Source organism: Mesorhizobium sp. M2E.F.Ca.ET.209.01.1.1 (assembly GCF_004010375.2).
GTDB lineage: Bacteria > Pseudomonadota > Alphaproteobacteria > Rhizobiales > Rhizobiaceae > Mesorhizobium.
This window is the reverse complement of sequence record NZ_SADP02000005.1, coordinates 293,260-316,611: the sequence shown is the minus strand read 5'-3', so window position 1 is coordinate 316,611 and position 23,352 is coordinate 293,260. Positions and strand designations below refer to the sequence as shown.

The following is a 23,352-nucleotide window of genomic DNA, read 5'->3' as shown; positions in this document are numbered from 1 at the left end:
TCCGGTCTCCGGTACCTCGCGGTTATCCTGGGCAAGCGTCGCGGCAGCGCCGGACAGCCTTGTCGGCCTCCAGCCCTATGCAGCCGACCGGCGTCCGGGCAATGGATCTCCCGGCTCATGGCCGACCGGAGTGACCAGCGTGACATCCGGAAAGCCGTTCTCGATCAGCTTCACTGCGGCCTGGGTCATCTGATCGTCGGCTTCCAGCATCGACAGGAAGACTTCGGTGCCGTCGCCGACCAGGCGGCTGATGCCCTGCGCATCGGCCGGGCCGCATTCGACCACAACGAGATCGTAGGCTGTGGTCAGCGACTGCATGATGATGGGCAGCCGGTCGGCGGCGCGCATGGCGCGGACCGGGTCGGCGGTGCCGACCGGAATGACATGCGCATCCGAATAGAGATCGGGACGGATGACGTCGCTGAACTGCGCTTCGGAAGCGAGCAGATTGGTGATGCCGGGGAAGAGGCTCGAGTCCAGCATCGGCCGGGACGCCGCGCCCGATGCGGTGAGATCGAGCAAAAGCACACGCAGGCCGGCGTCGGAGACTTCGCGCGCCACCAGCACGGCGGACGCGGCCGCCTCGTCGCCTTCCGGCGACACGAAGATCGCACGCGCCGCACCGGAGGCGATCAGCTTCTCCGCCGCCTTGTCGACATCGATCTCGCCGAGCCGGGATTGGCGCGGCTCGGGCGCCGATTCGCCGGCTTCAGAAGGCCTGACAACGGACTCAGCGGGTTCGGCAGCGGCGGCATGAACCTCTACCGGCTCGGTCTCGGCCGGCCTGGGGAGTTCCGCTTCCGCGATGGAATGACCTGCCGCGGCTTCCTTGTAAGGAGCAAAAGCGCGACCTTCGTCATCGATCGCCGGTTCCGTCCGCGCGACAGGCATTGCCACCTGCTCTATGTTCTCAAAACGGGCACCGGGTGCAGGACGCATGGCGCGGCCGGAGAACAGCTCGCCAAGCAGCGTTCCGATCGCCATCAGGAGCAGCGAAGCGGCGGCGGCGGCGCCGGTGATCGGCCCGATCTTCGGGAAATAAGGCTGGGACGGCACCTGAGCCTGCGCGATCAGGCTCGCCGCCACGGGCGAGTATTTGCGATCCTTGCGCGAGGCGGCCGCATTGTAACTTGCCATATAGGATTCAAGCTGTTGGCGCTGAACGTTCGCGTCACGCTGTAAGGCGTCCAGCTGCACCTGCTGTTCGCCGGCGCGCGCCGAGGCGGCTTTCAGCGTGTTGACATCCACGACCAGCTGATCCTCGCGGGCCTTCGCCGTCTGAGCCTGTGCCGACAGGCCCCGGATGATCTTTTGCGCCTCATTGCGAATCTGGCCGTCGAGGTCGGCAAGCTGCGATTTCAGCGCCCGGATGCGCGGATGGTTGTCCAGCAGGGTCGTGGAAAGGTCGGCAATGTTGGCCCGGAGCTCCACCTGGCGCTCGCGCAGGCGCTGGATCAGCTCGGAGGACAGGACCTCCGGCACGCTGTCCAGCGAGCCGCCATTCTGCAGCGCCCGGCGCACGCTCTCAGCACTCGCCTCGGCGGCGGCGCGGCTGGCGCGCACGCGTGACAATTCGCTCGACAGCTCGGCGAGCTGCTGAGTCGGCAACACCGCATTGTTGCCGCCCATAAGAAGGTCTGACTGGGCGCGGAAGGCTGCGACCTTGGCCTCGGCGTCCTTCACGCGATTCTGCAGGTCGGCGATCTCCGGCGCCAGGAAGTCGGTGGCGGCGGCGTTCGATTCGAGCTTGGCGTCGCCCTTCGAGGCAATATAGGCGTTGGCGATGCCGTTCGCGATATCGGCGGCAAGCTTGGGATCCTTCGAGGCGAACTCGATGGCGATCGCGCGAGTCTTTTCAACCGCGTAGACATTGAGCTTGTCGTGCATGGCGTTCAGCACGCGCTCTTCCGGCGGAATATCGAAGGGATCGCTTTTCAAGCCGACGAGAACGAGCATGCGCCCGAGCGCCGACATCTTCAGCGTTTCGTCGAACTCCGGCAGCTTATCCAGATTGAGCTTGGTCGCCACCTGCTTGAGGATGTCGGGCGAGGAAATGATCTGCACCTGAGTCGCCACGCCCTGCTCGTCGAGAATCGGCTTGTCGTCGTCGTTGGTGCCCGGCGGGCGGGTGTATTCCGATTCGCGCGAGCCGATCTCCAGCTTGGCTGTCGCCTTATAATAAGGCGTCGCGAGCCAGGCCAAAGCGAAGGCGAGCCCGGTGGCCACAAGCGTGACAATAACAATGCGCAGCCAGTTCCTCGCCAGGCTGGCGAAAAGCTGCTTCAGGTCGACATCGACATCTGCGGCCGCGGACTGAACGGACATGCATCCTGCTCCGAACTTTGAGTCGAGGATGGACCGTAAACAGCTATGGTAACTCACCCGTTAAGATTAGGGCGGCGGCTTATTAGAGGGCACTCAAAGAATATTGGATGAAAGCAATAGAACGATTGGCTTTTTGCCGATCAAAGCGGTCCGGATCGCGCTCCTTTACCGCCCATTAACCCTAACAGGATGATAACGGTCGCAACTTCCTGGGGTTGTGCCGCGGCTTGCGGCGAGAGCGATGAAGGTTCCTGGCCGGTCATGAAAAGCACTGCTTCCCTCTTTCGCGCTTTGCTTGCCCTGTCGCTGCTGACCGGCTGCTCGAGCTATCGCCCGACACCCGCCGCCTTCCATGAAGTGCTCGACCAGCCCTACCGGCTTGGCGCCGGCGACCGCGTCCGTGTCACGGTGTTCGAGCAGGACGGCTTGACCAACACCTACAGCGTCGGCCAGTCCGGCTACCTCTCCTTCCCGCTGGTCGGCGCTGTGCCGGCGCGCGGCCACACCGCGCAGCAGCTGGAAAAGGAGATCGCCGACAAATTGCGCCAGGGCTATCTGCGCGATCCCGATGTTTCGGTCGAGATCGACCGTTACCGGCCGATCTTCGTGATGGGCGAAGTGGGTGCCGCTGGCCAGTATTCCTATGTGCCGGGGCTCACCGTGCAGAAGGCGGTCGCCATTGCCGGCGGCTTCACGCCACGCGCCAATCAGGAGAGCGTCGACATCACCCGCGATATCAACGGCAAGGTGATGACCGGACGGGTGCTGACATCCGATCCGCTCCTGCCCGGCGACACCGTCTACGTCCGCGAACGCCTGTTCTGAAAAAGCCGTCGTGGCGGTGAACCTCAGGATCGTCCACTGCTTCCGCTCACCTGTCGGGGGAATCTTCCGGCATGTGCGCGACCTGACCGAGGCGCAGGTCGCCGCCGGCCACGCGGTGGGAATCGTCTGCGACTCGACGACCGGCGGCGACTATGAGGAACGGCTGTTCGAGGCGATGAAGGACAGTTTGGCGCTCGGCATCCATCGCACGCCGATGCAGCGTCATGTCGGGCCGGGCGATCTCGCCTCGGCTTGGCGCACCTATCGAATCATCCAGGAATTGCGGCCGGACGTGCTGCACGGGCACGGCGCCAAGGGTGGCGCCTATGCCCGTCTGTTCGGCTCACTGTTGCGGGTTTCAAGGTATCGCGTGGCCCGCCTTTATTCGGCGCATGGCGGCTCGCTCCACTATGACGAAACGACAGCGACGGGAAAGCTGTTCTTCGGGCTGGAGCGCTTCATGGCGCACTTCACCGACTGCCTGCTGTTCGTTTCCGACTATGAGCGGAAAACCTATCGCCGCAAAGTTGGCGAACCGCCCATACCCAACCGGCTCGTCTATAACGGCCTGCGCGCCGCCGAATTCGAACCGGTGGCGACGGCGGCAGATGCCGCCGATTTCCTGTACATCGGCATGATGCGCGACCTGAAAGGCCCGGATATCTTCATCGATGCGCTGGCTTTAGCCGGCAGCGAGCTTGAACGGCCCTTGAGCGCGGTGATGATTGGCGACGGCGACGACCTGCCGCGCTACCACGCGCAGGTCGAGCGGCTCGGTCTCAAGAGTCGCGTTCGCTTCCTGCCGCCGATGCCGGCCAGGCAAGCTTTCGCCCTGGCCGAGCTGGTCGTAGTTCCGTCCCGCGCGGAGGCGATGCCCTATATTGTGCTCGAAGCGTTGGCCGCCGGCATGCCGATGATCGCGACCGCGGTCGGCGGCATTCCGGAAATCTTCGGCGAGGGCTCCCCTGCCCTGATCCGGCCAGATCCGGTCGAACTTGCCGGCAAGATGAAGACCGCGCTCGGCGAACGCGACGCGTACCGGGAGATGATGCCCCAGACCGGCGAGCTCAAGACCCGATTCGGAGCGGATGTAATGGCCGCCCAGATTGAGAAGGCCTATTTCGGAGCGCTGAACAAGTAGGTCCGCAACCGCACAACAGCTTCAAAACCACCGGTTGTCTCAAGCCTTTTTTAGCTCTCTTTTGCTAAGCAATTGCGCGAAGCTCGCGGACAGTTCCCATGAATGAGATCGACCCCGCGCACCGCTTTTCCATGGATGCGGTGCGCAACTACGAGGCTCCCGCCGATGGCGGACAGCCCGGCGGCATCAACGATGTGGCGCGCCAGGTCGCCTCGCAATACCGGCGCGATACCATGTCGCCGATCATGGTCAGCGGCGTGCTGCGCATGGTCGAGTTCGCACTGCTGTTCCTGTCGGGGCTCGGCGTCTATTTCTACTATGTTGGCTTCTTCACCTATCTGGCCTGGCAATACCCGCTGGCGATCGCGGCGACGTCGTTCCTGGCCGTGGTGCTGCTCGACGTCACCGACCGCTATCAGATCGCGGCGCTGATGCGCCCACTGGCCAATTTCGGCCGGGTGCTGCTCGTCTGGGCCGGCAGCTTCGCGCTGATGGCGCTCACCGCCTTTGCCATCAAGGCGTCGGAAGACTATTCGCGCCTTTTGTTCGGCACCTGGTTCGTGGTCGGCTTCGTGCTGATCTTCGGCCTGAGGCTGGTGATGTCCAGCCTCATCCGCCGCTGGGCGCGCGACGGCCGCATGGAGCGCCGCGCGCTCATCGTCGGCGGCGGCAAGGCGGCCGAACAGCTGATCCGCTCGGTCGAGAAGCAGCCTTACAACGACATCCGCATCTGCGGCATCTTCGACGACCGCAACGACAAGCGCTCGCCGCCGATCGTCGCCGGTTATCCGAAGCTCGGCACGATTTCGGAGCTCATCGAATTCGCCCGCATCGCGCGCATCGACATGCTGATCGTGTCGCTGCCGCTGACCGCCGAATCGCGCGTCCTGCAGTTGCTCAAGAAACTCTGGGTGCTGCCGGTCGACATCCGGCTCTCGGCGCATTCCAACGCGCTGCAGTTCCGGCCGCGCGCCTACTCTTATATCGGCTCCGTGCCGATGCTGGACATCTTCGACAAGCCGATCAACGACTGGGATTCGGTCGCCAAGCGCGCCTTCGACATCGTCTTCTCGCTTGTCGGCATCATCGTCTTCTCGCCGGTAATGCTCGCCACCGCGATCGCCATCAAGCTCGACAGCAAGGGTCCGGTGCTGTTCAAGCAGAAGCGGCACGGCTTCAACAACGAGATCATCGAGGTCTACAAGTTCCGCTCGATGTTCACCGACCGGTCCGATCCGACCGCCAAGCAGACGGTGACCAAGAACGATCCGCGCGTCACCCGCGTCGGCCGCTTCATCCGCAAGACCTCGATCGATGAATTGCCGCAGTTCTTCAACTCGCTCTTCGGTTCGCTGTCGCTGGTCGGGCCGCGCCCGCATGCGATCGCCGCGCAGTCGCACAACCTGCTCTACAACGAGGTGGTCGACGGCTATTTCGCCCGCCACAAGGTGAAGCCCGGCGTCACCGGCTGGGCGCAGATCAACGGCTGGCGCGGCGAGATGGACACCAACGAAAAGATCCGCATGCGCACCGAATATGACCTCTATTACATCGAGAACTGGTCGATGCTGTTCGACCTGCGCATTCTGTTCCTGACGCCAATCCGCCTGCTCAACACGGAAAACGCCTATTGAGCGCCGTCACTCATGAGTTGCAGCCGCGGGCATTGCCGGCGTCGGCGGTCAATGCGAAGCTGATTTCGCTGATCGCGTCGGCGGGGATCGGCATCGGCATCCTGCTCTCCGGCTTTGTCATCAGCGAGCCCGCGCCCTACGAGCTCTACATGGCCGGGCTGATCGCGGTCTGGGTGCTGTTCGGCCTCAGGATCTCGCGCGCGATCGTGCCGCTGCTGGTGCTCCTGGTGGCGATGAACATCGGCGGCATGATCGCCATGACGCAGATGGCGGATCTCGCCAACACGCCGCTCTATCTCGCCGTCTCGCTGTTCCTCGCCTTCAGCGCGGTGTTCTTCGCCTCGGTGACCTCGGTCCAGCCCAGCCTCTACCGGCTGATCTTCATCGCCTATGTCGTGTCGGCGGTGGCAACGTCGCTGCTCGGCATCGCCGGCTATTTCCATGCATTTCCCGGCGCGGAGATGTTCACCAAATACGACCGCGCGGCCGGCGCCTTCCAGGATCCGAACGTGTTCGGGCCGTACCTTGTGCTGCCCGGCACCTACCTGCTCTACCTGCTGCTCACCGGTCCGGTGCCGCGCATGCCGCTGTTTGCCGTGCCACTGCTCATCATCACCGCCGGCATCTTCTTCTCCTTCTCGCGCGGCGCCTGGGGCATGTTCGCGGTGTCGGCGGTGCTGCTTACCGCGTGCCTCTTCCTGCAGAGCGCCAGCGGCAAGTTCCGGCTGCGCGTGGTGGTGATGACGATAGCGGCGTTGGCGCTGCTGGTCGTCGCCTTCCTGATCATCCTGCAACTGCCCGGCGTGTCGGACATGTTCACCCAGCGCGCGCAGCTCGAGCAGAGCTACGACTCGGCGCGGCTCGGCCGCTTCGCCCGCTACACGATCGGCTTCCAGCTGGCGATGGAGCATCCGTTCGGCATCGGCCCGCTGGTCTTCGGCACGATCTATGGCGAGGACACGCACGACATCTGGCTGAAGGCGCTGATGGATTATGGCTGGTTGGGCTTCGTGTCGTTCCTGACGCTGACGCTGTGGACGATCGGCGCCGGCTTCCGCATCCTCCTGCGCGACCGGCCATGGCAGCCTTACCTGCTCTGCGCCTATGTCGCCTATCTCGGCAATATCGGACTAGGCACCTTCATCGACATCGACCACTGGCGCCATCTCTATCTGCTGCTCGGACTGGTCTGGGGCGCCATCGCGCTGGAGTACCGGCATCAGCGGGAATTGCGGCTGGCGCGTAGTCCCGTTCCGGCAGCGGCCGCGTCGTCTATCTCGCGGCAGACGCCCGCACCCGCGCTATCTTAGCCCCGCTTTGCGCAGGCCATCGACAAGCAATTCAGTATCCTCGGGATGTTTGTGCGGAGGAACTTTGCGCCACTGCTCAGTGGTAAAATTCGGGTGCACCTCCAGCAGCGCACGGGCGTGCTTCTGCGCTTCTTCAGTGTTTCCGAGATAGGCATGGCTCGCCGCCATTAGCCGATGGCCCTCGGAGCCATCCCGCATCTTCTGCAGCGTCTCTATCGTTTTTTCATATTCGCCCAGCTGAAAATAGGCGTCGCCCAGATACCAAAGATAGGCATCGGGATAGTAGGGGTTCAGCCGCATCGCCCGCTCCAGCAGCTTCACCGACCGTTCCGCCTGCCGAACATAGACAAGGCAGTCGCCCATCTCGGCCAGCAGGTCGGCGTCGTTGGGATTGAGCTGCAGAGCGCGTTCGTAGGCGGCGATCGCTGGATCGTGCTGCTTCTTGTAGAGGTGAGCCAAGCCCATCTCCGAGTAACCCCGCGCGTCGAGGTCATCGTGCAGCACGGCCAGACTTGCGAGCTTCAGCGCCTCGTTCAACGCTGCTTCCGGGTCGCTGGTCCACGCATAGCGCCATTCGACATTGAACGTTCTGGACAGGGCCGCATAGCTGCGGGCATAACGGGGGTCGAGATTCCTCGCCTGCTCATAGAGCCGCCGGGCATGCCAATTGCTCTCCGGGCGGAAGCGGAAGCTGAGATCCTGTCCGCGCAAGATCATGCCATAGGCATGAATGTTGGGATGATTTTGCGATATCAGCCGCCGCCTCTCAGCCATGTCGATCTGCACTGCAAGCCGTGACGCTGTCATCGCGGTAACATCGTCCTGGAAGGCGAAGATGTCCTCAATGCTGCCGTCGTAGCGTTCCGACCAGATCGTATGCTCGGTCTGCGCCTCGACCAGGTCCATGGCGACCCGCAGGCGAGTGCCCGCACGGCGCAGGCTTCCCGTCAGGAGATAGCGAACACCCAGTTGATTGGCGATCTCGCGCAGCGATCGTGTCTGGGCGACGACGGCCAGTGTCGAATGCCGGGCAATCACCATCAGGTTGCGGAACCGGCACAGGTTGGAAATGAGATCCGCCACGACACCCTGGCACAAATGGAGGTCCGCGGGGTCACCTGAAACGTTCTCAAGCGGCAGGACCGCCAGCGAACTCTCCGGCGCGATACGCTCAGGCGCAGGGGCAAAGTGTAGCGCCTGCGCCCTTGGCTCGGCATGTGCCAGCTCGAAATCGACCGCGAAGACCTCCACTTCGTCGGCGATATTCTTCAGCTTTTGCTTGCCCAGCGAGCGGAACGAGCACTCCGGCTCGCCGCGAACGAATTGGCGAACGGATTCGGCGATGCATATGCCGCGCGGCTCCGCCAGCGACTGGATTCGAGCGGCCATATTGATGCCCAGGCCATAGATCTCACCGTCGCTTGCGATCGTGTCTCCAACGGTGATGCCGATCCGATAGGTAATGGGATCCTGGGCGCCTGACCACACCGTCTCGTTGGACAGTTCCCGCTGCATCTCGACCGCGAAATGCAACGCCAGGGTCGGGCTGGGGAACAGGGCCACCACAGCGTCGCCGGCAGTGTCGACGACTGAACCGCCATAGTCTCCAACCAAGCCGCGTATGAAGCTGAGCGACCGGGTCAGGCGGACAACTGTGCCTGCCTCGTCCTGATCCATAAGGCGGCTGTAGCCGTGCACGTCCGCATAGACGATCGCCGACAGCTTTCGATTAAGCAGCTCGTATCGGCCTGTTACCATTGCTCTTCCCGCCGGCGTTCCCAGCAATCACCGGGCAGTGCAGCATAGCACGCAGAATCGCCAACAGCAGGCGGGAAAAAAAGACGTGCTCAAGGGAATATTGCTGAGATTTAAAGGAATTAGCTTATGCTAATGCAACGCCCGCGCGATCAGCGGGTGACAACACACCACACCGTTGATTGCCCAGCCAAGGCCGATCTTCTGCATGGCGAAGCGAATGGGGCCGTCAGGGACTCATTCCATACGGGGTCAATCGCTGTTGCCGCCTCCGCGGGCGCTCATGCCGCGGGCGCTCATTCCCCTTGCGCTCATGCCACGCGCGCTCATGCCTCTTGCGCTCATCCCGCGCGCGCTCATGCCGGCACTGTCCATGCCCCCCGGTCCGCCGCCGCCGAGTATCGCAGCGAGCAGCACATCCTCGAACATGCCTGTCTCGACATCCATGCGGACCGTGTAGTCGGCCTTGTCGTAGGACCAGACACGCAGGCCATCGGCGAAATCGAAGTCGGCCGCAGCGAGGCCCGTCAGTCCGGTCGGGCTGGGTGAGCGGGCGGCGCTGAACGTGCCGAGATCTTCCGCGACAAGCTCCCCATCACCGTGCACAAGGAATATTATGGGCCTCGGAAGGTCGTAGTAGCTTCCCTCAAAACTGAAGCCATAAATCCTTGCAAACCTGCCGTTCTGCAGCTGGTCTTCAAGGAGCCTGTTCTTGCCGCCTCGGTTGGCCGCGCCCGGGCGGCGCCCGATGAATTCGAACCCGCCCTCAAGTTTCATGAAATAGCCGACGAAACTATCCCCGCCGGTCACCTGGATTATCGCACCGACAGGCGTGTCATCCTTGGTCCACCGACCGTCCGCGCCGCCAACCGTGTACACACCGATCTGATCCGGAACCTTCTGTTTCCAAACAACAATCTTGCTCTTTTCTGCCACACGCACACCGTTCACGACCTTGTTGCCGGTCAATGCCGGTATGTGCTTGGCAGTCGCCACCTGCGCCACGATAGGATTGAGAAGTGCGTTCACAACCTGCAAATCGATCACAAAATGGCCGAATAGATTTATACCCGACACGCTAAGAAGGCTCTCTACCATTGCCGCAACCCTCCGGTTCCTGGATCATGTATCTAACTTAGACAGTATGATTTCTTGGCATTATGCAGCTCTTTGTCTTCTGTTTTGCTTCTCAGCCGCTTCTACCTCATGCGTCACGACATAAGTGCGATCACTTTCACGCCATAATACGCCTATGACCCTGCCTCGCTTTTTGGAAATGCTGTCCACATGGGCCTGTAACAATTCAATGTCGTCCATGATTTCCGTCACGACGTAAGGCATTGGACATTCCTCCTCATCTGACTCAAAGAACGCCGGCCCTGGCCAGTCTGTCTCGCGTTCCCGTCCGTCTCGCAACATGCAGATGCCGTGCACAACAAGCGCCGTGACGCGCCGGCACGAATACCCTCGGCAAGCCGAAGTGGCTTTTGGGTCCGGACGGCTTGATTTTGGGGCCGGCGCTCACAAAACCGATCGCGCGGCGGTTGAAGTTGACGTCGATGATGGTGCGCCAGCGTCCGCCCGTCATCAGCCTGTCAACGGCGCGCAACGTGTATCCGACTTCCGCGTAGCTGAGACCGTCCGGCGCAAGGCGCCGCCAGGTTTCGGCAAGAAGCATGCCGAGCTCGTCGCGCGAGGCGACCAGTGCTTCGCGAAACGCCAAAGGCGCCGCCGCATAGGCTTCGTCGAACATCGGCTGGATTACGCGGAAATAGTCGGTACTGTCCTCCAGCCTGTCGGACAGGTCTTCCTGGCTTTGGGTGATCAGACCCCGGGCGACGAGTTCCTCATGGAAGAGGTCGACAAAAATGTCGAACATTGCGCCAGTGAGCGGCTGCGCAAGGGCATGCTCGTCGCTCCAGCCCTGGACGAAATCCAGCATCGACAGCGGGTTGGCCGCGAGCCTGATCTGGCTGTTGGAGGATAGCTCGGCGACGCGGTTGACGAGATTATACGTGTAGAGATTGCCGTGACTGGTCTCCAGCAACTCATCTATGACGGAATCGAAATGCAGGGCGGCGACGAGGGCCGCGATGTCGGCCGAGGATTCGTGGAAGCCGTAATATTCCGCGCTGGCCGTCCCGGGATCGGGCACGCCGATGACGGAATAGATGACACAGTGGCCAACCTCATGGGCTACGACGTCGAAGTTCAGGGTGAACGGCTCGATCCGGCCATCCGGCGTCTCGTGGATGCCGACCTCGAGAAAGCCGTATCCCATGAAGGCGTTTTCATGCAGATTGCGCTGTATCACCAATTCCAGGCGGTCGAGGTCGCGCTGGAAATGCCAGGTGATCGGATGGCCGAAATATTTCTCCCACACGTCCAGCGTGAAACGCACCGAGCCAAACAGATGCGCCGCCTCGAATGTCGGATCGTCCGGGTCGATGTGATCGAAATGGCCGTCGGGATCAGGAAACGCCGGAGGAAAGACGTCGCCGCGCCAGGGCGGCATTAAATAAAGCGGGTCGCCGCGAACATTTTCGGCAAGGCCGTAGGCAAACGCCTTGCCAATGGGGTCGACGACATACATGCGATCGTCGCCCGGGCCGGGACCGACCGACCCCGCCGGCGGCGACACGAGCACGATTTCGGGTCGATGAAACGCCTTGAGGAACGGCGCCTGAGCAAACAGCCGGAAGCGCGTCCCGTTCTTGAATGCAGAGCCTTCCACTCCAGATGTCACACTTGCCCCTCGCAATGGACAAAGACATGCACGTCAAACTGGCTGCGGTATCGTCGGCGAATGCGGTTTCAAGTTAGCCCGTTTTCGTTGGTCAGGCCAGAGTGATCGGTAGAGCTGCGGCCGACCGTGAATGCATACTCACGAGCCAGCAGGTCGTAGAAGCTGTCGATGCCGGGCAATCCGATGGAGATGGCATAGTCGTCGATGTCGCGAGGAACTTCGCGGGCGAGTCGCTTCTCGAAAAACCAGGCTGCGAGCAGGGCGCGCGGCACCGACAGCGAAGGCGACCGCTGTCTGGCCAGAGCCTTGTCTCGATAACCAGGGTAGAGACCCTGTTCGCGCAATCTGTCCAGGATGGCGCGATGCAGTTCGGCATCGCGGTCTCGCGCGAGCGTCTCGATGGCCGCATCATCCTCGATCATGCGATCAAGGCCGGCAAGATCCGTTCCGTTGTCGCGCGCCCAGGCGCTGACGTCCGCCTGCCGCATAAGCCCGCGTCGCGAGCGAAAATCGCCCATGGCACGCTTGACCGCCTGGCGATCCGGTGCTGCCCGCTCACCCCGGGCTAGCAGGCGAAGCAGCGCCTCGCGACGCAATCGCGCATAGTCGCCGCTCAGCCGAAGCTCATCGAGAATGGCATCCTGTTCAGCCGTGGCCTTGCCGCCTGGCTGGGCGGCTTCGTTTCGCCAGGATGCATTGTGCCAATTCTCAGTCCATTCGAAATGGAAGGCGGGAGTCCCCTGCGCAGCACCATTGCGGATAAACGCGTCGATCTCCTTCAGCAGCTCGAGCCCGTCTTCGCGCTTCCTGTCGACCTTGCCCGTTCGCAGCCAGGCCGCCAGCTCCTGCTCCGTACGGGGATCGCCGATGTCCGCCAGCACGTCGGGCCAGGTTCTTTCCGGGTAGAAGCGCGCCTTGGACGAGGCCGCAAGGCGCAACCCTGTCGGTCTGTCGATGAAACCTTCCGCAACCGCCCGCTCGAGCGTCGCGCGAATGTTGACCATCGGCTCGCTCAGATGGATGTAGCCGGTCTCCGGCGGACCATGAATGAGCGCGACCTCGTCGTCGTCGGTGAGCTCGCCGTCGCGAAAGGCTTCGAAAATACGCCCGACGCCGCGCATGCCGAACGAGTGCAACTCCGCGGCGCGGAGCGCCCCCATGCTGGACGCACCGAACACGGCGATCCCTTGCGTCAAGGCCCAAAGTATCTCCTTGTGCAGGACAGCCGGCTGACCGTCGAAATAACCGTCGATGACGCCGATTGCCCTGGGACCATCGCGCGTGGCGGCATAAAGATCCCCCTGGCGCACGGGAGGGCGAAATTCGAATCCGTCGTAGGATGCGATGTCATCCGCCCGCAGGCTTGGGCCGCAAAAGACGACCGGTTTCACTGTCCGCCATCCGACATTCGCCGAGCTCGCTCGCCCGGCATATAGGCGTCATGGTCGTCAGGACCTTCGAGGCCAGGTATCACAACACGGATCACAGGCAGGCCGATCTCCTCCTTGGACAGATCGACGGTGATGATCTCGCTTACGCCTGCCGCCTGCAACCTTTCAGCCAGCCAGGTCACATTCGCTGCAACATCTTGTGCAGCCCTGCCCTCGGTGGAGGCAAGTCGCCTGATGCTGGAACGTTCGGCCAGCAGTCTCTCTGCCTGCCGGCGGCGTTTGTCGCGATAGTCTTCGCTATATTCCTCGGCGGTCAGATCGTCCCGTGCCGCCGATACGTAGGTCGTTCGCACCTGAGCGGCCTCGATGAGCGCCTTTAGCAAGGCAGTCTCCGGCACCGGGTGCGCCGCCGCGCCTATGCCGTAATGGCTGTTCCGGTCCCGGCGATCCGCGATCAGGCAGAAAAAGGCCGGAACACCAACGTCAGAAGTCGTTTCCCACGCCGCGACGTCGAAGTCCGCACCTTCCAGTTTCTTCAACACGTCGCGACACGGGCCGTCCGGCGCGCTGCCGAGGTCGACGCCGGTGCGCCGGCGGCCGGCGGATGGCATCCGGTTCCACAAGGAAGTCGCGTCGCGTTCGATGGTTTCGCAAATCCCATGATGGACCGCTTCATCGGCGGTATTTCCAGAGGCGAGCCCGTTACTGCTGCAGTCAAAGAAGCCGCTTCCAGGCGGCGGTGGAACAGTAAAGTTGGCCCGTACCGACTCGTAAGGCAGCCAGCGTGTCTCGCCGGAGATCATCTCCCGGCCCTCGATCCATAGCGTCACAATGTCCTTCGTGAATGCCCTGCCGCTGATGCGAGCCAGCCTTCCAATCTCGGCGAACCGGTGCGATTGCGAGAGCTCAGCCATGCTGCCGAGCTTCAGCGGGCGCTCGATGTGCTCCGCGTGATAAAGCTCCGCCGCTTCCATAAGGCCCGAAGCCGCGGCCGATTCCAGATCGATGCCCTTGCCTTGCGAAACAGCCAGCGACCGGGCGTTAGGACGGCACACCATCACCACCGGTATGCCTATGCGATCAAGCCCGGTCACATTGGCGACCCTGGTAATCCCCATCCGTGCCCAGTGTGGGCGAATCCGGGCAATCGCGCTGTGCGCGCTGTCCGCGCGATATGGAATTCCCGGTACGGCACCATTCGCCAACGACACTGGGTTATCTCCAAGAGATCGCGAGAACTTACCGATTTCCACCGGCACCCAACAGAGCAGGGTCTCGCCCGTCAGTCCACAATTTCAATGATTTTGCCCAACGGACCCTTGCACTCCAACCTTTGAGACTATAGGGCTTTGCGCGGTCCGGAGTGTAGCGCAGCCCGGTAGCGCACTTGACTGGGGGTCAAGGGGTCGTCGGTTCGAATCCGGCCACTCCGACCATTTTCAACCTAAAACTTGGCCCCAGACCTTCATCGACCGCGAGCGGCCGGGTCGACCGATTCCCGCAGAAGAACGGCCCCCATCGTCGAGCATAACGGGTTTGTTAATGTGGCCCGGAGTACAGGAGTTTCCTGGCAGCATCGAGAGTTCCGAGCACCGCCTTATCCTTGCAGCCACGGCGTTCCGTATGGAATCGAAGCATTATCCGGCCGGATCGAACCTGACGCAGCTGACCAGCTTGCGGTTTTTCTCAGCTGTCTATGTGCTTGCGTACCATTCGGTCGACGTCGATGGAGCGCCACACCTGATCGCCAATTTTGTGAAAAATGGCTATCTCGGAGTCTCGTTTTTCTTCCTGCTGTCCGGCTTCATCCTGACTCATTCCTACGTCGACAAAATGTCTCATTGGGACGACCTTCGACGGTTCGCCGTAGCGAGATTCGCCAGAATTTATCCGGTCTATCTCCTTGCTCTCGCGGTAGCTCTGCCGCTGGCAAGAGGGCTTTTCGATTACCCGCTTGCGTCGCTGGCGACGCTTGGCCTCATTCAGGCCTGGGGAGCACCAGCGTCATTGCTTGCATTCTTCTGGAACCCCGCCGGCTGGACGCTTTCGGTCGAGTTCTTCTTCTACCTCATTTTCCCGCTTCTGCTTCCCCTCCTGTCAAGACTTACGACCGCGGCTCTGTGGGTCGGCCTGGCGGCAGCGGTGTCGATTTTTGCCGTTATGTGCCTTCCGGGTCTCGGGCCGACAGGTTACCTGGCTTTCGGCTGGATGGCGCCAATGCCTCTCCCGCTTTTGAGGCTGCCCGAATTCATCACCGGCATCATCTGCGCCCTGCTTTTTCGGGCTGGCGCGCTCGATCGCTTTCGCGGCGACTCGGCCGCCATCCTGGCCGGTGCGTTCACGGTTGTCGCGCTTGTCGCAACCAGCACGGCGACCATAGCGTCTTTCGCGGGAATCGGCTTCGTTGCCCTGATTGTGACATGCGCCGTGAATCAGGGCATGGTCCGACGCGCGCTGTCGCACAAACCTCTCGTGCTGCTGGGCAATGCAAGCTATGCCCTCTACATCCTGCAAATTCCGGTTCGAAAGTGGATGCCCGTGATATTCACGGGGGAATGGGACTGGATCGGACGACTTTTGTATCAGCCCTTGCTTGTCATTATTTCGGTCGCCGTCTTCATCCTGCTGGAGGAGCCGGCCCGCAGGTTCCTCCGAGGCTCAATTCCAAAACGCGCGAGCCCATTCATCGCTTGATTCACGCCCCATGCGCCGCCAGCATGCGGCGCGCGCTTTCCTCGTCGGTGATGAGCACGGTCGGCGCGATCAGGTTCATGGCGCCGAGCAGCGCCTCGGTCTTCTCCGCGCCGCCGGAGGTGAGGATTCGGATCGGGGCCTTGCGCAGTCGGTCGACATCCACCGACATCACATGGCTGTTGACGGGATGGTCGACCAGGTCGCCCCTGCGGTCGTAGAAATGAAACAGAAGATCGCCGACGGCGCCACGCGCCAGCAGGGCTTCCCGGTCCGCTTCCTTGAGAAAGCCGCCGCGCGAGAAGGTTGTGGCCGAAGCGATGCCGCCGACGCTCAGCAGGACCGCATCGAGCGCGTCGGCCATTGCAAAAATCTCCTGCAGGCCGCAGCGCTCGACCAGCGCGATCTTGGTCTCGACGCTGTCGACGACGGCCGGCGTCGGCATCAGATAGCCGTCACCCTGAAAAATCTGGGCGAAGCGCCAAGCGAACTCGGCGGGGTTGACCCGGCGCGCGACGCCGATGCCGCCAAGCAGTGAGATCACACTGAAGTCGGTCAGCGACTTGGCGCTGATGAACGGCAAGGTGTGGAACAGCGTGACGCCCCAGCCGACACCGACCCGCATGCCGGATTTCATCGCGTCCGACAGGAACATGCCGGTCTTGGCGGCAATCGCCGGGATCGGATCGGCGTTGGGGTCGGAGAGCGGCGCCACCAGCGCCTGCTGCAAACCGAACGTCTTTTCCAGCGCGCGTTCCAGGCGCACGATCTCCAGGAGTTCGCTCTCGATGGTGATCTTCACCTCGTTGCGCGCCCGCGCCTCCGCCAGCATGCGCACGATGGTGACCCGGCCGACGCCGAGCACGTCGGCGATCTCGTTCTGTGTCATCTGCTCGACGAAATACATCCAGGCGGCGCGGATCCTGAGCCGGTCGGTCCGGCTTTCATTGACGACCTGCTCGGCCGCCTCCGCTGTCGCCTTGCCGTTTTCAGCTTCGCCCTGCCGTCGCCTGCCCAAGTTCCCCTCCGCGATGCCGTCGCCGATTCTGCGTGCTGGTTAAATATCGTCTATTGATCTACCAAGCGAGACGAACAATCTAGAGAGGGCGACTGGCGCCCCAGAGCCCTGACCGGCTTCAGCATTTCGAGGCAATTGGCGATGCTGCGACAAATTTCCGAAGATGTGCGCGCCAACCTGAAGGACCGGCTTCGGGAACTGCGCGACGCCATTCGCCAAAGCCGCCACGACAGCACCGGCGAGACCTCTCACGATATAGCCGGCAATTTGCCTCCCTTTCCGGGCCGCAGCCTGCTCGGCCACGCCGCGAGCGCTGTCGACGACGCGCTGACGATCGCCGAATCCTTCGTTCCGCATTCCCGGCCGCTCAAGGTCGACGGAACGACCGTGAAAAGCCTGCGCTCCTATTTCCCGGATGGCGATGAAGACCGGCAGATCGGCGGCGAACGTCAATTCAGGCGCGACATGTATTATCTGACCCGCGCGGTTTTGGCCGGTTACGGCGTCGACAATCCCCGCGTACACGAGGCAAGCTTTTCCGCCGTGCACGCCGCGATGCGCAAGCGCCATGCCGATCTTCTGGCTGGGGCGACGGCGGACGCGGCCTCCACGGACCAGGTCGCGGCGGCCTGCGCGGCTCTCCTCGTCGAATGCCTCAACCACCGTCCGGTTCAGCCTGGCGAGATCGGGACAGGCCCGGCAATCGCCGGCGACCGGTCTCTCGACATCAAATGCCTTGCGCCGGTGGTGCTTGCTTGCGGACTGGCGACCAAGGCGGACGGCGGCGCGCCGGAGCCCGATATTCTCGAGATCGCCGTGCTGGCGGCCGAAGTGCGGGAGGATCGCATCCGGCAGGCCTGCGCCCAGGCCAATGCCGTCCAGGAGTTGACACCGGTTCTCGCCACACTGCTCGCGCATCTGACGTAACCGCCGCAAGGATCCGCTATCGTTCGGCCGCCATGGCCGCGATGGTCTTCTTGGCGCGCTGGATCGAGGCCGGGCTCATGCTGAGCTCGGTCAGGCCCATCCCGATGAAGGCCGGGATCAGATCCGGTCGGCCGGCGGCCTCGCCGCACATGCCGACCATGATGCCGGCGGCGACACCTGCCTTGGCCGTCAGCTCGATCGCCGACATCACCGCCGGATTGGTGACGTCATTGAGCTTGGCGACCGTCGGGTTGAGGCGGTCGGCGGCCATGATGTACTGGGTGAGATCATTGGTGCCGATCGAGAAGAACGCCACTTCCTTCGCCAGCGCCGGCGCGATCAGCACGGCGGCCGGCGTCTCGATCATCACGCCGAGGTCGAAGCTAGCATGCTCCACGCCCTCGGCCTTCAACTCGGCGGCGCATTCATCGACCAGTGCGCGCGTGTGCGTCACCTCGGCGATTTCCGAGACCATCGGCAGCATCACCTTGATATTGCCATGGACAGCGGCCCTGAGCAGCGCCCGCAGCTGCTTCTTGAAGATGTCGGGACGGTCGAGACACATGCGGATGCCGCGCCAGCCGAGGAAGGGGTTTTCCTCGTCCGGAAATTCGATGCCGGCGATCGGCTTGTCGCCGCCGATGTCGAGCGTGCGCACGATCACCGGATGCGGCGCAAATGCCTTGGCCAGGGCGCTGTAGGTCTCGGCCTGCATGTCTTCCGACGGCAGGTGCATGTGGCGCATGAAGAGCAGCTCAGTGCGGAACAGGCCGACGCCCATGGCGCCGGCTTCCTGCGCGGCCTCGATCTCCTCCAGCGAGCCGATATTGGCGGCGACCTCGATCACCGTGCCGTCGGCGCGTGTAGGAGTTACTCCCTTGAATATCTTGAGGCCCGCGCGCTCCTGCGTTGCGGCTTCAACGCGCCGGGTGAAATCGGAGCGCGTCGTCTCATCCGGATCGACGATCACATGCCCGGCATTGCCGTCGAGCGCCACTTCCTTTGCGGTGCGCAACTGGTTGACCTTATCACCGAGACCCAGCACCGCCGGGATGCCGTGCGAGCGCGCGATGATGGCGATGTGCGAGGTGGCGCCGCCATGGCCGCAGACCACGCCGCCGATGCGCTTCAGCGGCGCGCGCGCCAGATCCCAGGCGCCGATGTCGTCGGCAATCAGGATCGCGCCCTGCGGTATGGTCTCCAGGCTGACCTCGTCCTGGCCGAGCAGCACCAGGCAGATCTGCCGTCCGACGGCATGGACGTCGTCGGCCCGGGCGTTGAGGTAATGGTCGTCGACGGCGCTGAAATCGGCGGCGATTGTAGAGGCCGCGCCGATAACGGCGGACACCGCGTCATCGCCCTCGCTGATGAGCCTTTCGACTTCGCCGCTCAGGCTGTCGTCGGCGGCAATGTCGCGCAGGGCCGCGACGATGCCACGGTCGCCGGCGGAGAGATTATCCTCGGCAAGGGTTCGATCCATGCGCGCCTGGACCTGCGCTACGGCCGCACGGAACCGTTCGACCTCGCCGTAGATCTCATCGGCTTGCAGGCGCCGGCCCGGTCCTTCGATCTCGGCGGGAAAATGCGCGAAAGCCGGCCCGATGGCCACGCCCTCGCTGGCGGCTACGCCCTGGAGTTTCGGCGTTCCATCCGCCGGTGCGGCAACAGGCAGGGAGACCTCCGGAGCGGGCGCGGCCGCTTCCGAACCACCCCCGCCCGCCTCGCTCTCGTCATCGAGACCGGCGCGCGGGTTTTCCAGATAGCCGATCAGCGCTTCGACCGCCTCGATGGCGTCGGCGCCGTTGGCGCGCACGGTGACTTCCTGGTTTTCCTTGACCGCCAGCAGCATCAGCTTGACCGAGCTCTTGGCGCTGACCGCCTTGCCGTCCTTGACCAACTCGACCTCGGATTCAAAACCCTTGGCGAGCTTCACGAACCGCGTGGCGGGACGGGCGTGCAAACCTTCGTGCACTCTGACGATGGTCGAGCGTTCCATGGCAATACTCTAGGTTTGGGCGCTTATCGACAGACAGCGCGGATATTATCAGGCGGCGATGGTGATGACAGCGCCCGGTGTAAGGGCCGCCACGAGCGCTCCGGTATCGACCTCGGATGCGCAGACTTCGCCCGGCCTTTCGGCCTCGGTCGCTCCGTTGAAGGAGATCACGACATGGCCCATCTCGCGGACCTTGCTCCAGGCCGTGTCGCCGACCGCCGTTATAACAGCCGAAACCGGTCCGAGCGTGATCGACGCGCCTTTCGCTGGCCCGTTATCGCTCGGGCCTTCCTCCGTCTTGTGCAGCACGGAGACCTCGGCCAGTTCGGGAGGCGAGCCATCCGCGAACAGGATGACCACGCCGCCCTCGGCGAGGTCCGCCACTTCGGGTCCTATTGCTGTGACCCGTGTCTTGAGAAGAACCGACATATGGCGAACCTCGTTTTTATGAATGTTTTAGAACACGATCAGGGACACGACCCATGCGATCAGCACGGAGACCGGGCCCATGATCTGGCGGCTGATAAGCACCGCCGGCACGCCAATCTCGATCGTCTTCGGCTTGGCCTCACCGAGCGCCAGACCGACGGGAACGAAATCGCAGCCCACCTGGGTGTTGTAGGCAAACAGCGCCGGCAGCGCCATTGCGGGCGAGATGGTGCCGTTGGCGATCTGCGGGCCGATGATGGCGACGCCGATGACCTGCGCGATGACCGCGCCCGGTCCCAGGATGGGCGACAGGAACGGCAGGCCGCAGATGGCCGAGATGACCAGCAGGCCGACGATGTTGTTGGCCAGCGGACCCATCGGCTGCGCCAGCACGTCACCGATGCCGGTATAGAGGATCAGGCCGATCAGCATGGTCACGAAGGCCATGAAGGGCAGCACATTGCGGACGACCTGGTCGATGGTGCGGCGGCCGGAATTGAAGAAGATACCGACCACGCGGCCCATGACGCGGCCGATCGAGCTGATCAGGCCGATAAGCCCGCCTTCGCTCGGCAGCGGCTCAGCCGCCCTGGTCGTAGTGTTGCTGCTTGAATTCATGGTTGTTGCTCCCCCCGCAGTGGTGACCGCTTCGGATCCGTCCGCCATTGCGACGTTGGCCGGCTTCACGCCCGAAACGTAGATGTCTTCCGTGATGAACTGAGCGAGCGGACCCGCCTGGCCGACCGGCGTCAGGTTGACGGTCGGGATACGCTTGCGCGGGTAGACGCCGCAGCGCGCCGTGCCGCCGCAGTCGACGACGACGACCGCCATCTCGCTTTCGATCGGCGGCGCCTTGAAGCCGTCGACCGCCTCGGCGCCGGTCATGTCGGCGATGAGCTGCGCCACCGGATGAATGCCGCCGCCGGTGACCGACACGACCTTGTTGCGTTGAATGGTCGGTTCGATGACCAGCGGGCCACCCCAACCAGTGGAGCCTCTCGAGATCTTTACTGCCTTGTATGTCTTATCCATGGTGCCCTCCCGCCCTTAGAGCTCGACGCCCTGGCGGCGCGCCATGATGGCCGTGATGCGCTCGGTCAGGATGCCTTTGAGCAGGATGACGACAAGGCCGACGATGGCGTACCAGATGGCCACCTTGACGTGATAGCCATTGGCGATGACGCCCCGCTTCTCGAGGTCGAGCAGCGCGACCAGCATGCCACCCCAGACGAAATATTCGCCGGGGTTGATGTGCGGGAAGAGGCCGAGCGGCGGATGCACGTAGGACACCGCAGCGTCATAGAAGGCGGGCTTGTGCTTTTCCTCCAGGAAGGAGCCGAAGGTGTAGGCCATCGGGTTGGTGAGGAAGAACACCGACAGCACCGGCAGCACGGTGTAGCGGGTCAGCGCGATGCGGCCGGCGCCGCGCGCCAGGCCGTGGACGCGCTCCTCGCCGACCAGCTCGGTGACGGCGTAGAAGGCCGTCATCAGCACGACCAGGGTCGGGATGATGCCGGTGACGAAGCCGGCGAACACCTCGCCGCCCTTCTGAAAGATGCCGATGAAATACTTGCCGATCGCGGTCAGCCAGCCGAGCTGCTCTTCCTGCTGCACGTTCTTCAGCTGCTCCTTCAGCTGATCGGCGGTGACCGGCGCGTTGTCGGTCGTCGCCTGCGCCAGGACCACGAGATGATCGGTGGCATGCTCGACGCCGAGCTTGCCGTGCCAGGCAGCATCCGAGACCATGGTGCCTGCGACATGCAGGTTATGCACCGCCAGGTCGGCATGCTGCGCCAATAACGAAATTACAGACATTTCTCCTCCTTATGACCCCTGCCGGTCATTCCCAGCCGGCTGCCGGCGTCGTTTAAGCCCTTGCTACGTTCAAGCCGGCCAGGCCCGGCTTCTTCCCCGGCTCCGACCGCGCGCGGTCGATCTGCTCGATCGCCCGTTTCACGGCCTCGGCCACACCGGGTTCCCCCTCCCCCATGATCGCAGGGTTGGACCGGAGTCGATCGAGGGGGATGCCCTCGAATTCTTCATGTCGCTTGAACTTGGTCAGCACCGAACGGCCGCTCATGACCATCATGCGGCGCACGATGAGGTCCGGCGTCACGACGATCAGCGCGATGGTGCCCTTGGCCAGCCGGCCGCGGAAATTGCCGGCGCCGACGAAGCCGTCCTTGTATTGGCTGGTGACGCCTTTGAAGACGTCCGAATAGTGCCGCATCTGCAGCCAGACGCCGAGCGATTGCAGCGCCCAGACGACAAAAAGCAGAAGCAGCGCCCACTGCCAGATCGCCATTTCGGTCTCCTCCCGAGTCTCTTCCTCCGGCACATATTGAACGGAGGAGAGATGACCCGAAAGTGAGAACATTTGTTTCCTCGAATGTCAACATGTATTATATTAGCGGCCATAACGCTCCACAGGCGGCTGGCCGATTTCAGCATCGGCGGCGCCTGTGCTAGCCTGTCGTCAAACGGGATATGAGACATGGATCTGCCTTTCAGGCATGAACTCGCGCTTATGCCGGACCTTCGCCACCGGCTGCGGCAGCTGCGCTGGTTCCGCGCCACGTTCCGCAGCAGCGCGAAAGTCGTCTCGGAAACCTTCGGTGTGCGCTTCGAGATCGACGAGGCGAAGCTGACGCGCGCCTTTCTCGACTGGATCGAGGTCATGGAAGCGCAGAAGCGATTCGCTGACGTGGACCGCGCGGACTTCATCGTCTTCGCCGCCGGGCTGGTGCTGCGCGAGCTGATCCGGCAGGCGCCGGCGCGGGAGATTTCAGGCCTCACCGAAATGATCGAGACGGAGGCCAATGCCGGCACGGCGGAGATCGTGCGCTTCTGGCCGGAAGGTTTCCTCTACACAAACTACTGCGTGTCGGCGATCCTGGCGGTGCACGAGCAGGAGTTCGGCACGGCGCCCAGCATCGACAAATGCGCCGACGACCTGCGCACCTGGTGGTCCTACCGCGAGAACGCGACGGAAATGCCCGCCTATGCCGTGGCCTTCCTCGACCGCTTCCTCGGCGCCGAGCCCAACTGGATCACGCCGGACCGCGCCCAGTCGCGCCAGGCCATGCAGCGCGCGCTCGGATCCTCGCCGGTCAGCGAGGCGCTGCGCCAACTTTGAGGTGTTTGGGGACGTAGCCGCCTTACTA

The 23,352-nt window shown here is 63.0% G+C and carries 20 protein-coding genes and 1 tRNA gene; 8 read left to right on the top strand and 13 right to left on the bottom strand.

Going from position 1 to position 23,352, the window contains the following annotated elements; translation table 11 throughout:
* Positions 1-75 precede the first annotated feature (75 nt).
* The gene (locus EN852_RS12935) at positions 76-2,325 is read right to left on the bottom strand and encodes an exopolysaccharide transport family protein (protein WP_127873776.1); all 2,250 of its coding nucleotides are present in this window, start codon (positions 2,323-2,325) and stop codon (positions 76-78) included.
* A gap of 261 nt (positions 2,326-2,586) precedes the next feature.
* Here EN852_RS12935 and EN852_RS12930 point away from each other — a divergent pair, with 261 nt between their 5' ends.
* From EN852_RS12930 to EN852_RS12915, 4 genes are all read left to right on the top strand, one after another.
* On the top strand, positions 2,587-3,150 hold the full coding sequence (locus tag EN852_RS12930) for a polysaccharide biosynthesis/export family protein (RefSeq protein ID WP_127873777.1): 564 nt from the start codon (positions 2,587-2,589) through the stop codon (positions 3,148-3,150).
* A 10-nt stretch (positions 3,151-3,160) separates the two neighbouring features.
* Positions 3,161-4,291, top strand: a complete 1,131-nt coding sequence (locus EN852_RS12925) for a glycosyltransferase family 4 protein (protein WP_127873778.1) — start codon at positions 3,161-3,163, stop codon at positions 4,289-4,291.
* 98 nt (positions 4,292-4,389) lie between these two features.
* Entirely contained in the window at positions 4,390-5,925 is a 1,536-nt protein-coding gene (locus EN852_RS12920) for an undecaprenyl-phosphate glucose phosphotransferase (protein ID WP_127867869.1), read from the top strand.
* The gene (locus EN852_RS12915; protein WP_127873779.1) at positions 5,922-7,235 is read left to right on the top strand and encodes an O-antigen ligase family protein; all 1,314 of its coding nucleotides are present in this window, start codon (positions 5,922-5,924) and stop codon (positions 7,233-7,235) included. Before EN852_RS12920 ends, EN852_RS12915 begins: the two co-directional genes overlap by 4 nt.
* Here the strand turns inward: EN852_RS12915 and EN852_RS12910 are convergent.
* The 6 genes from EN852_RS12910 to EN852_RS12885 form a co-directional block, all read right to left on the bottom strand.
* Entirely contained in the window at positions 7,227-9,020 is a 1,794-nt protein-coding gene (locus tag EN852_RS12910; protein ID WP_210238238.1) for a tetratricopeptide repeat protein, read from the bottom strand. The two genes, EN852_RS12915 and EN852_RS12910, sit on opposite strands and share 9 nt — an antisense overlap.
* A gap of 222 nt (positions 9,021-9,242) precedes the next feature.
* A complete protein-coding gene (locus EN852_RS12905) occupies positions 9,243-10,088 on the bottom strand; it encodes a hypothetical protein (protein ID WP_127873781.1) in 846 nt (281 codons plus the stop codon).
* Positions 10,089-10,148: 60 nt separating this feature from the next.
* Positions 10,149-10,331, bottom strand: a complete 183-nt coding sequence (locus EN852_RS12900) for a hypothetical protein (protein WP_127867866.1) — start codon at positions 10,329-10,331, stop codon at positions 10,149-10,151.
* Positions 10,332-10,353: 22 nt separating this feature from the next.
* The gene (locus tag EN852_RS12895; protein ID WP_189545878.1) at positions 10,354-11,724 is read right to left on the bottom strand and encodes a hypothetical protein; all 1,371 of its coding nucleotides are present in this window, start codon (positions 11,722-11,724) and stop codon (positions 10,354-10,356) included.
* 80 nt (positions 11,725-11,804) lie between these two features.
* Positions 11,805-13,127 carry a TfuA-like protein gene (locus tag EN852_RS12890; protein WP_127873782.1) on the bottom strand — a complete coding sequence of 441 codons (1,323 nt, stop codon included), beginning with the start codon at positions 13,125-13,127 and terminating at the stop codon, positions 11,805-11,807.
* Positions 13,124-14,386 carry a YcaO-like family protein gene (locus tag EN852_RS12885; protein ID WP_210238237.1) on the bottom strand — a complete coding sequence of 421 codons (1,263 nt, stop codon included), beginning with the start codon at positions 14,384-14,386 and terminating at the stop codon, positions 13,124-13,126. The genes EN852_RS12890 and EN852_RS12885 overlap by 4 nt, the downstream gene beginning before the upstream one ends.
* A gap of 100 nt (positions 14,387-14,486) precedes the next feature.
* Here EN852_RS12885 and EN852_RS12880 point away from each other — a divergent pair.
* Together EN852_RS12880 and EN852_RS12875 are read left to right on the top strand one after the other, a co-directional pair.
* Positions 14,487-14,563: transfer RNA gene (locus tag EN852_RS12880), tRNA-Pro, on the top strand.
* A 187-nt stretch (positions 14,564-14,750) separates the two neighbouring features.
* Positions 14,751-15,821 (top strand): acyltransferase, encoded by a 1,071-nt coding sequence (locus EN852_RS12875; protein WP_189545876.1) that lies wholly within the window; start codon positions 14,751-14,753, stop codon positions 15,819-15,821.
* A gap of 1 nt (position 15,822) precedes the next feature.
* On the opposite strand, the gene EN852_RS12870 is transcribed toward EN852_RS12875, so the two are convergent.
* Complete coding sequence (locus EN852_RS12870) at positions 15,823-16,836, bottom strand: sugar-binding transcriptional regulator (RefSeq protein ID WP_127873784.1); 1,014 nt, start codon at positions 16,834-16,836, stop codon at positions 15,823-15,825.
* Positions 16,837-16,977: 141 nt separating this feature from the next.
* Here EN852_RS12870 and EN852_RS12865 point away from each other — a divergent pair, with 141 nt between their 5' ends.
* Positions 16,978-17,763 carry a hypothetical protein gene (locus EN852_RS12865; RefSeq protein WP_127867862.1) on the top strand — a complete coding sequence of 262 codons (786 nt, stop codon included), beginning with the start codon at positions 16,978-16,980 and terminating at the stop codon, positions 17,761-17,763.
* Between the two features lie 16 nt (positions 17,764-17,779).
* Here the strand turns inward: EN852_RS12865 and ptsP are convergent, their stop codons facing one another.
* Genes ptsP through EN852_RS12840 form a run of 5 tightly spaced genes read right to left on the bottom strand, consistent with a single transcriptional unit; the run spans position 17,780 to position 22,493 of the window.
* Positions 17,780-19,759, bottom strand: a complete 1,980-nt coding sequence (gene ptsP / locus EN852_RS12860) for a phosphoenolpyruvate--protein phosphotransferase (protein ID WP_127873785.1) — start codon at positions 19,757-19,759, stop codon at positions 17,780-17,782.
* Between the two features lie 48 nt (positions 19,760-19,807).
* A complete protein-coding gene (locus EN852_RS12855; protein ID WP_127867860.1) occupies positions 19,808-20,188 on the bottom strand; it encodes a PTS glucitol/sorbitol transporter subunit IIA in 381 nt (126 codons plus the stop codon).
* A gap of 27 nt (positions 20,189-20,215) precedes the next feature.
* Positions 20,216-21,220, bottom strand: a complete 1,005-nt coding sequence (locus tag EN852_RS12850) for a PTS glucitol/sorbitol transporter subunit IIB (protein ID WP_127873786.1) — start codon at positions 21,218-21,220, stop codon at positions 20,216-20,218.
* A 15-nt stretch (positions 21,221-21,235) separates the two neighbouring features.
* On the bottom strand, positions 21,236-22,003 hold the full coding sequence (locus EN852_RS12845) for a PTS glucitol/sorbitol transporter subunit IIC (protein ID WP_042643976.1): 768 nt from the start codon (positions 22,001-22,003) through the stop codon (positions 21,236-21,238).
* 52 nt (positions 22,004-22,055) lie between these two features.
* The gene (locus EN852_RS12840) at positions 22,056-22,493 is read right to left on the bottom strand and encodes a transcriptional regulator GutM (protein WP_095818409.1); all 438 of its coding nucleotides are present in this window, start codon (positions 22,491-22,493) and stop codon (positions 22,056-22,058) included.
* Positions 22,494-22,682: 189 nt separating this feature from the next.
* Here EN852_RS12840 and EN852_RS12835 point away from each other — a divergent pair, with 189 nt between their 5' ends.
* Positions 22,683-23,324, top strand: coding sequence for a hypothetical protein (locus EN852_RS12835; protein WP_127873787.1), 642 nt, complete (start codon positions 22,683-22,685; stop codon positions 23,322-23,324).
* Positions 23,325-23,352 lie beyond the last annotated feature (28 nt).

What these genes read in the sequence shown, in the direction of transcription:
- EN852_RS12845 (WP_042643976.1), bottom strand. Translation starts at nt 22,003, where the DNA reads ATGTCTGTAATTTCGTTATTGGCGCAGCATGCCGACCTGGCGGTGCAT.
- EN852_RS12865 (WP_127867862.1), top strand. Translation starts at nt 16,978, where the DNA reads ATGCTGCGACAAATTTCCGAAGATGTGCGCGCCAACCTGAAGGACCGG.
- EN852_RS12835 (WP_127873787.1), top strand. Translation starts at nt 22,683, where the DNA reads ATGGATCTGCCTTTCAGGCATGAACTCGCGCTTATGCCGGACCTTCGC.
- EN852_RS12850 (WP_127873786.1), bottom strand. Translation starts at nt 21,220, where the DNA reads ATGGATAAGACATACAAGGCAGTAAAGATCTCGAGAGGCTCCACTGGT.
- EN852_RS12900 (WP_127867866.1), bottom strand. Translation starts at nt 10,331, where the DNA reads ATGCCTTACGTCGTGACGGAAATCATGGACGACATTGAATTGTTACAG.
- EN852_RS12935 (WP_127873776.1), bottom strand. Translation starts at nt 2,325, where the DNA reads ATGTCCGTTCAGTCCGCGGCCGCAGATGTCGATGTCGACCTGAAGCAG.
- ptsP (WP_127873785.1), bottom strand. Translation starts at nt 19,759, where the DNA reads ATGGAACGCTCGACCATCGTCAGAGTGCACGAAGGTTTGCACGCCCGT.
- EN852_RS12920 (WP_127867869.1), top strand. Translation starts at nt 4,390, where the DNA reads ATGAATGAGATCGACCCCGCGCACCGCTTTTCCATGGATGCGGTGCGC.
- EN852_RS12875 (WP_189545876.1), top strand. Translation starts at nt 14,751, where the DNA reads ATGGAATCGAAGCATTATCCGGCCGGATCGAACCTGACGCAGCTGACC.
- EN852_RS12930 (WP_127873777.1), top strand. Translation starts at nt 2,587, where the DNA reads ATGAAAAGCACTGCTTCCCTCTTTCGCGCTTTGCTTGCCCTGTCGCTG.
- EN852_RS12855 (WP_127867860.1), bottom strand. Translation starts at nt 20,188, where the DNA reads ATGTCGGTTCTTCTCAAGACACGGGTCACAGCAATAGGACCCGAAGTG.
- EN852_RS12840 (WP_095818409.1), bottom strand. Translation starts at nt 22,493, where the DNA reads ATGGCGATCTGGCAGTGGGCGCTGCTTCTGCTTTTTGTCGTCTGGGCG.
- EN852_RS12905 (WP_127873781.1), bottom strand. Translation starts at nt 10,088, where the DNA reads ATGGTAGAGAGCCTTCTTAGCGTGTCGGGTATAAATCTATTCGGCCAT.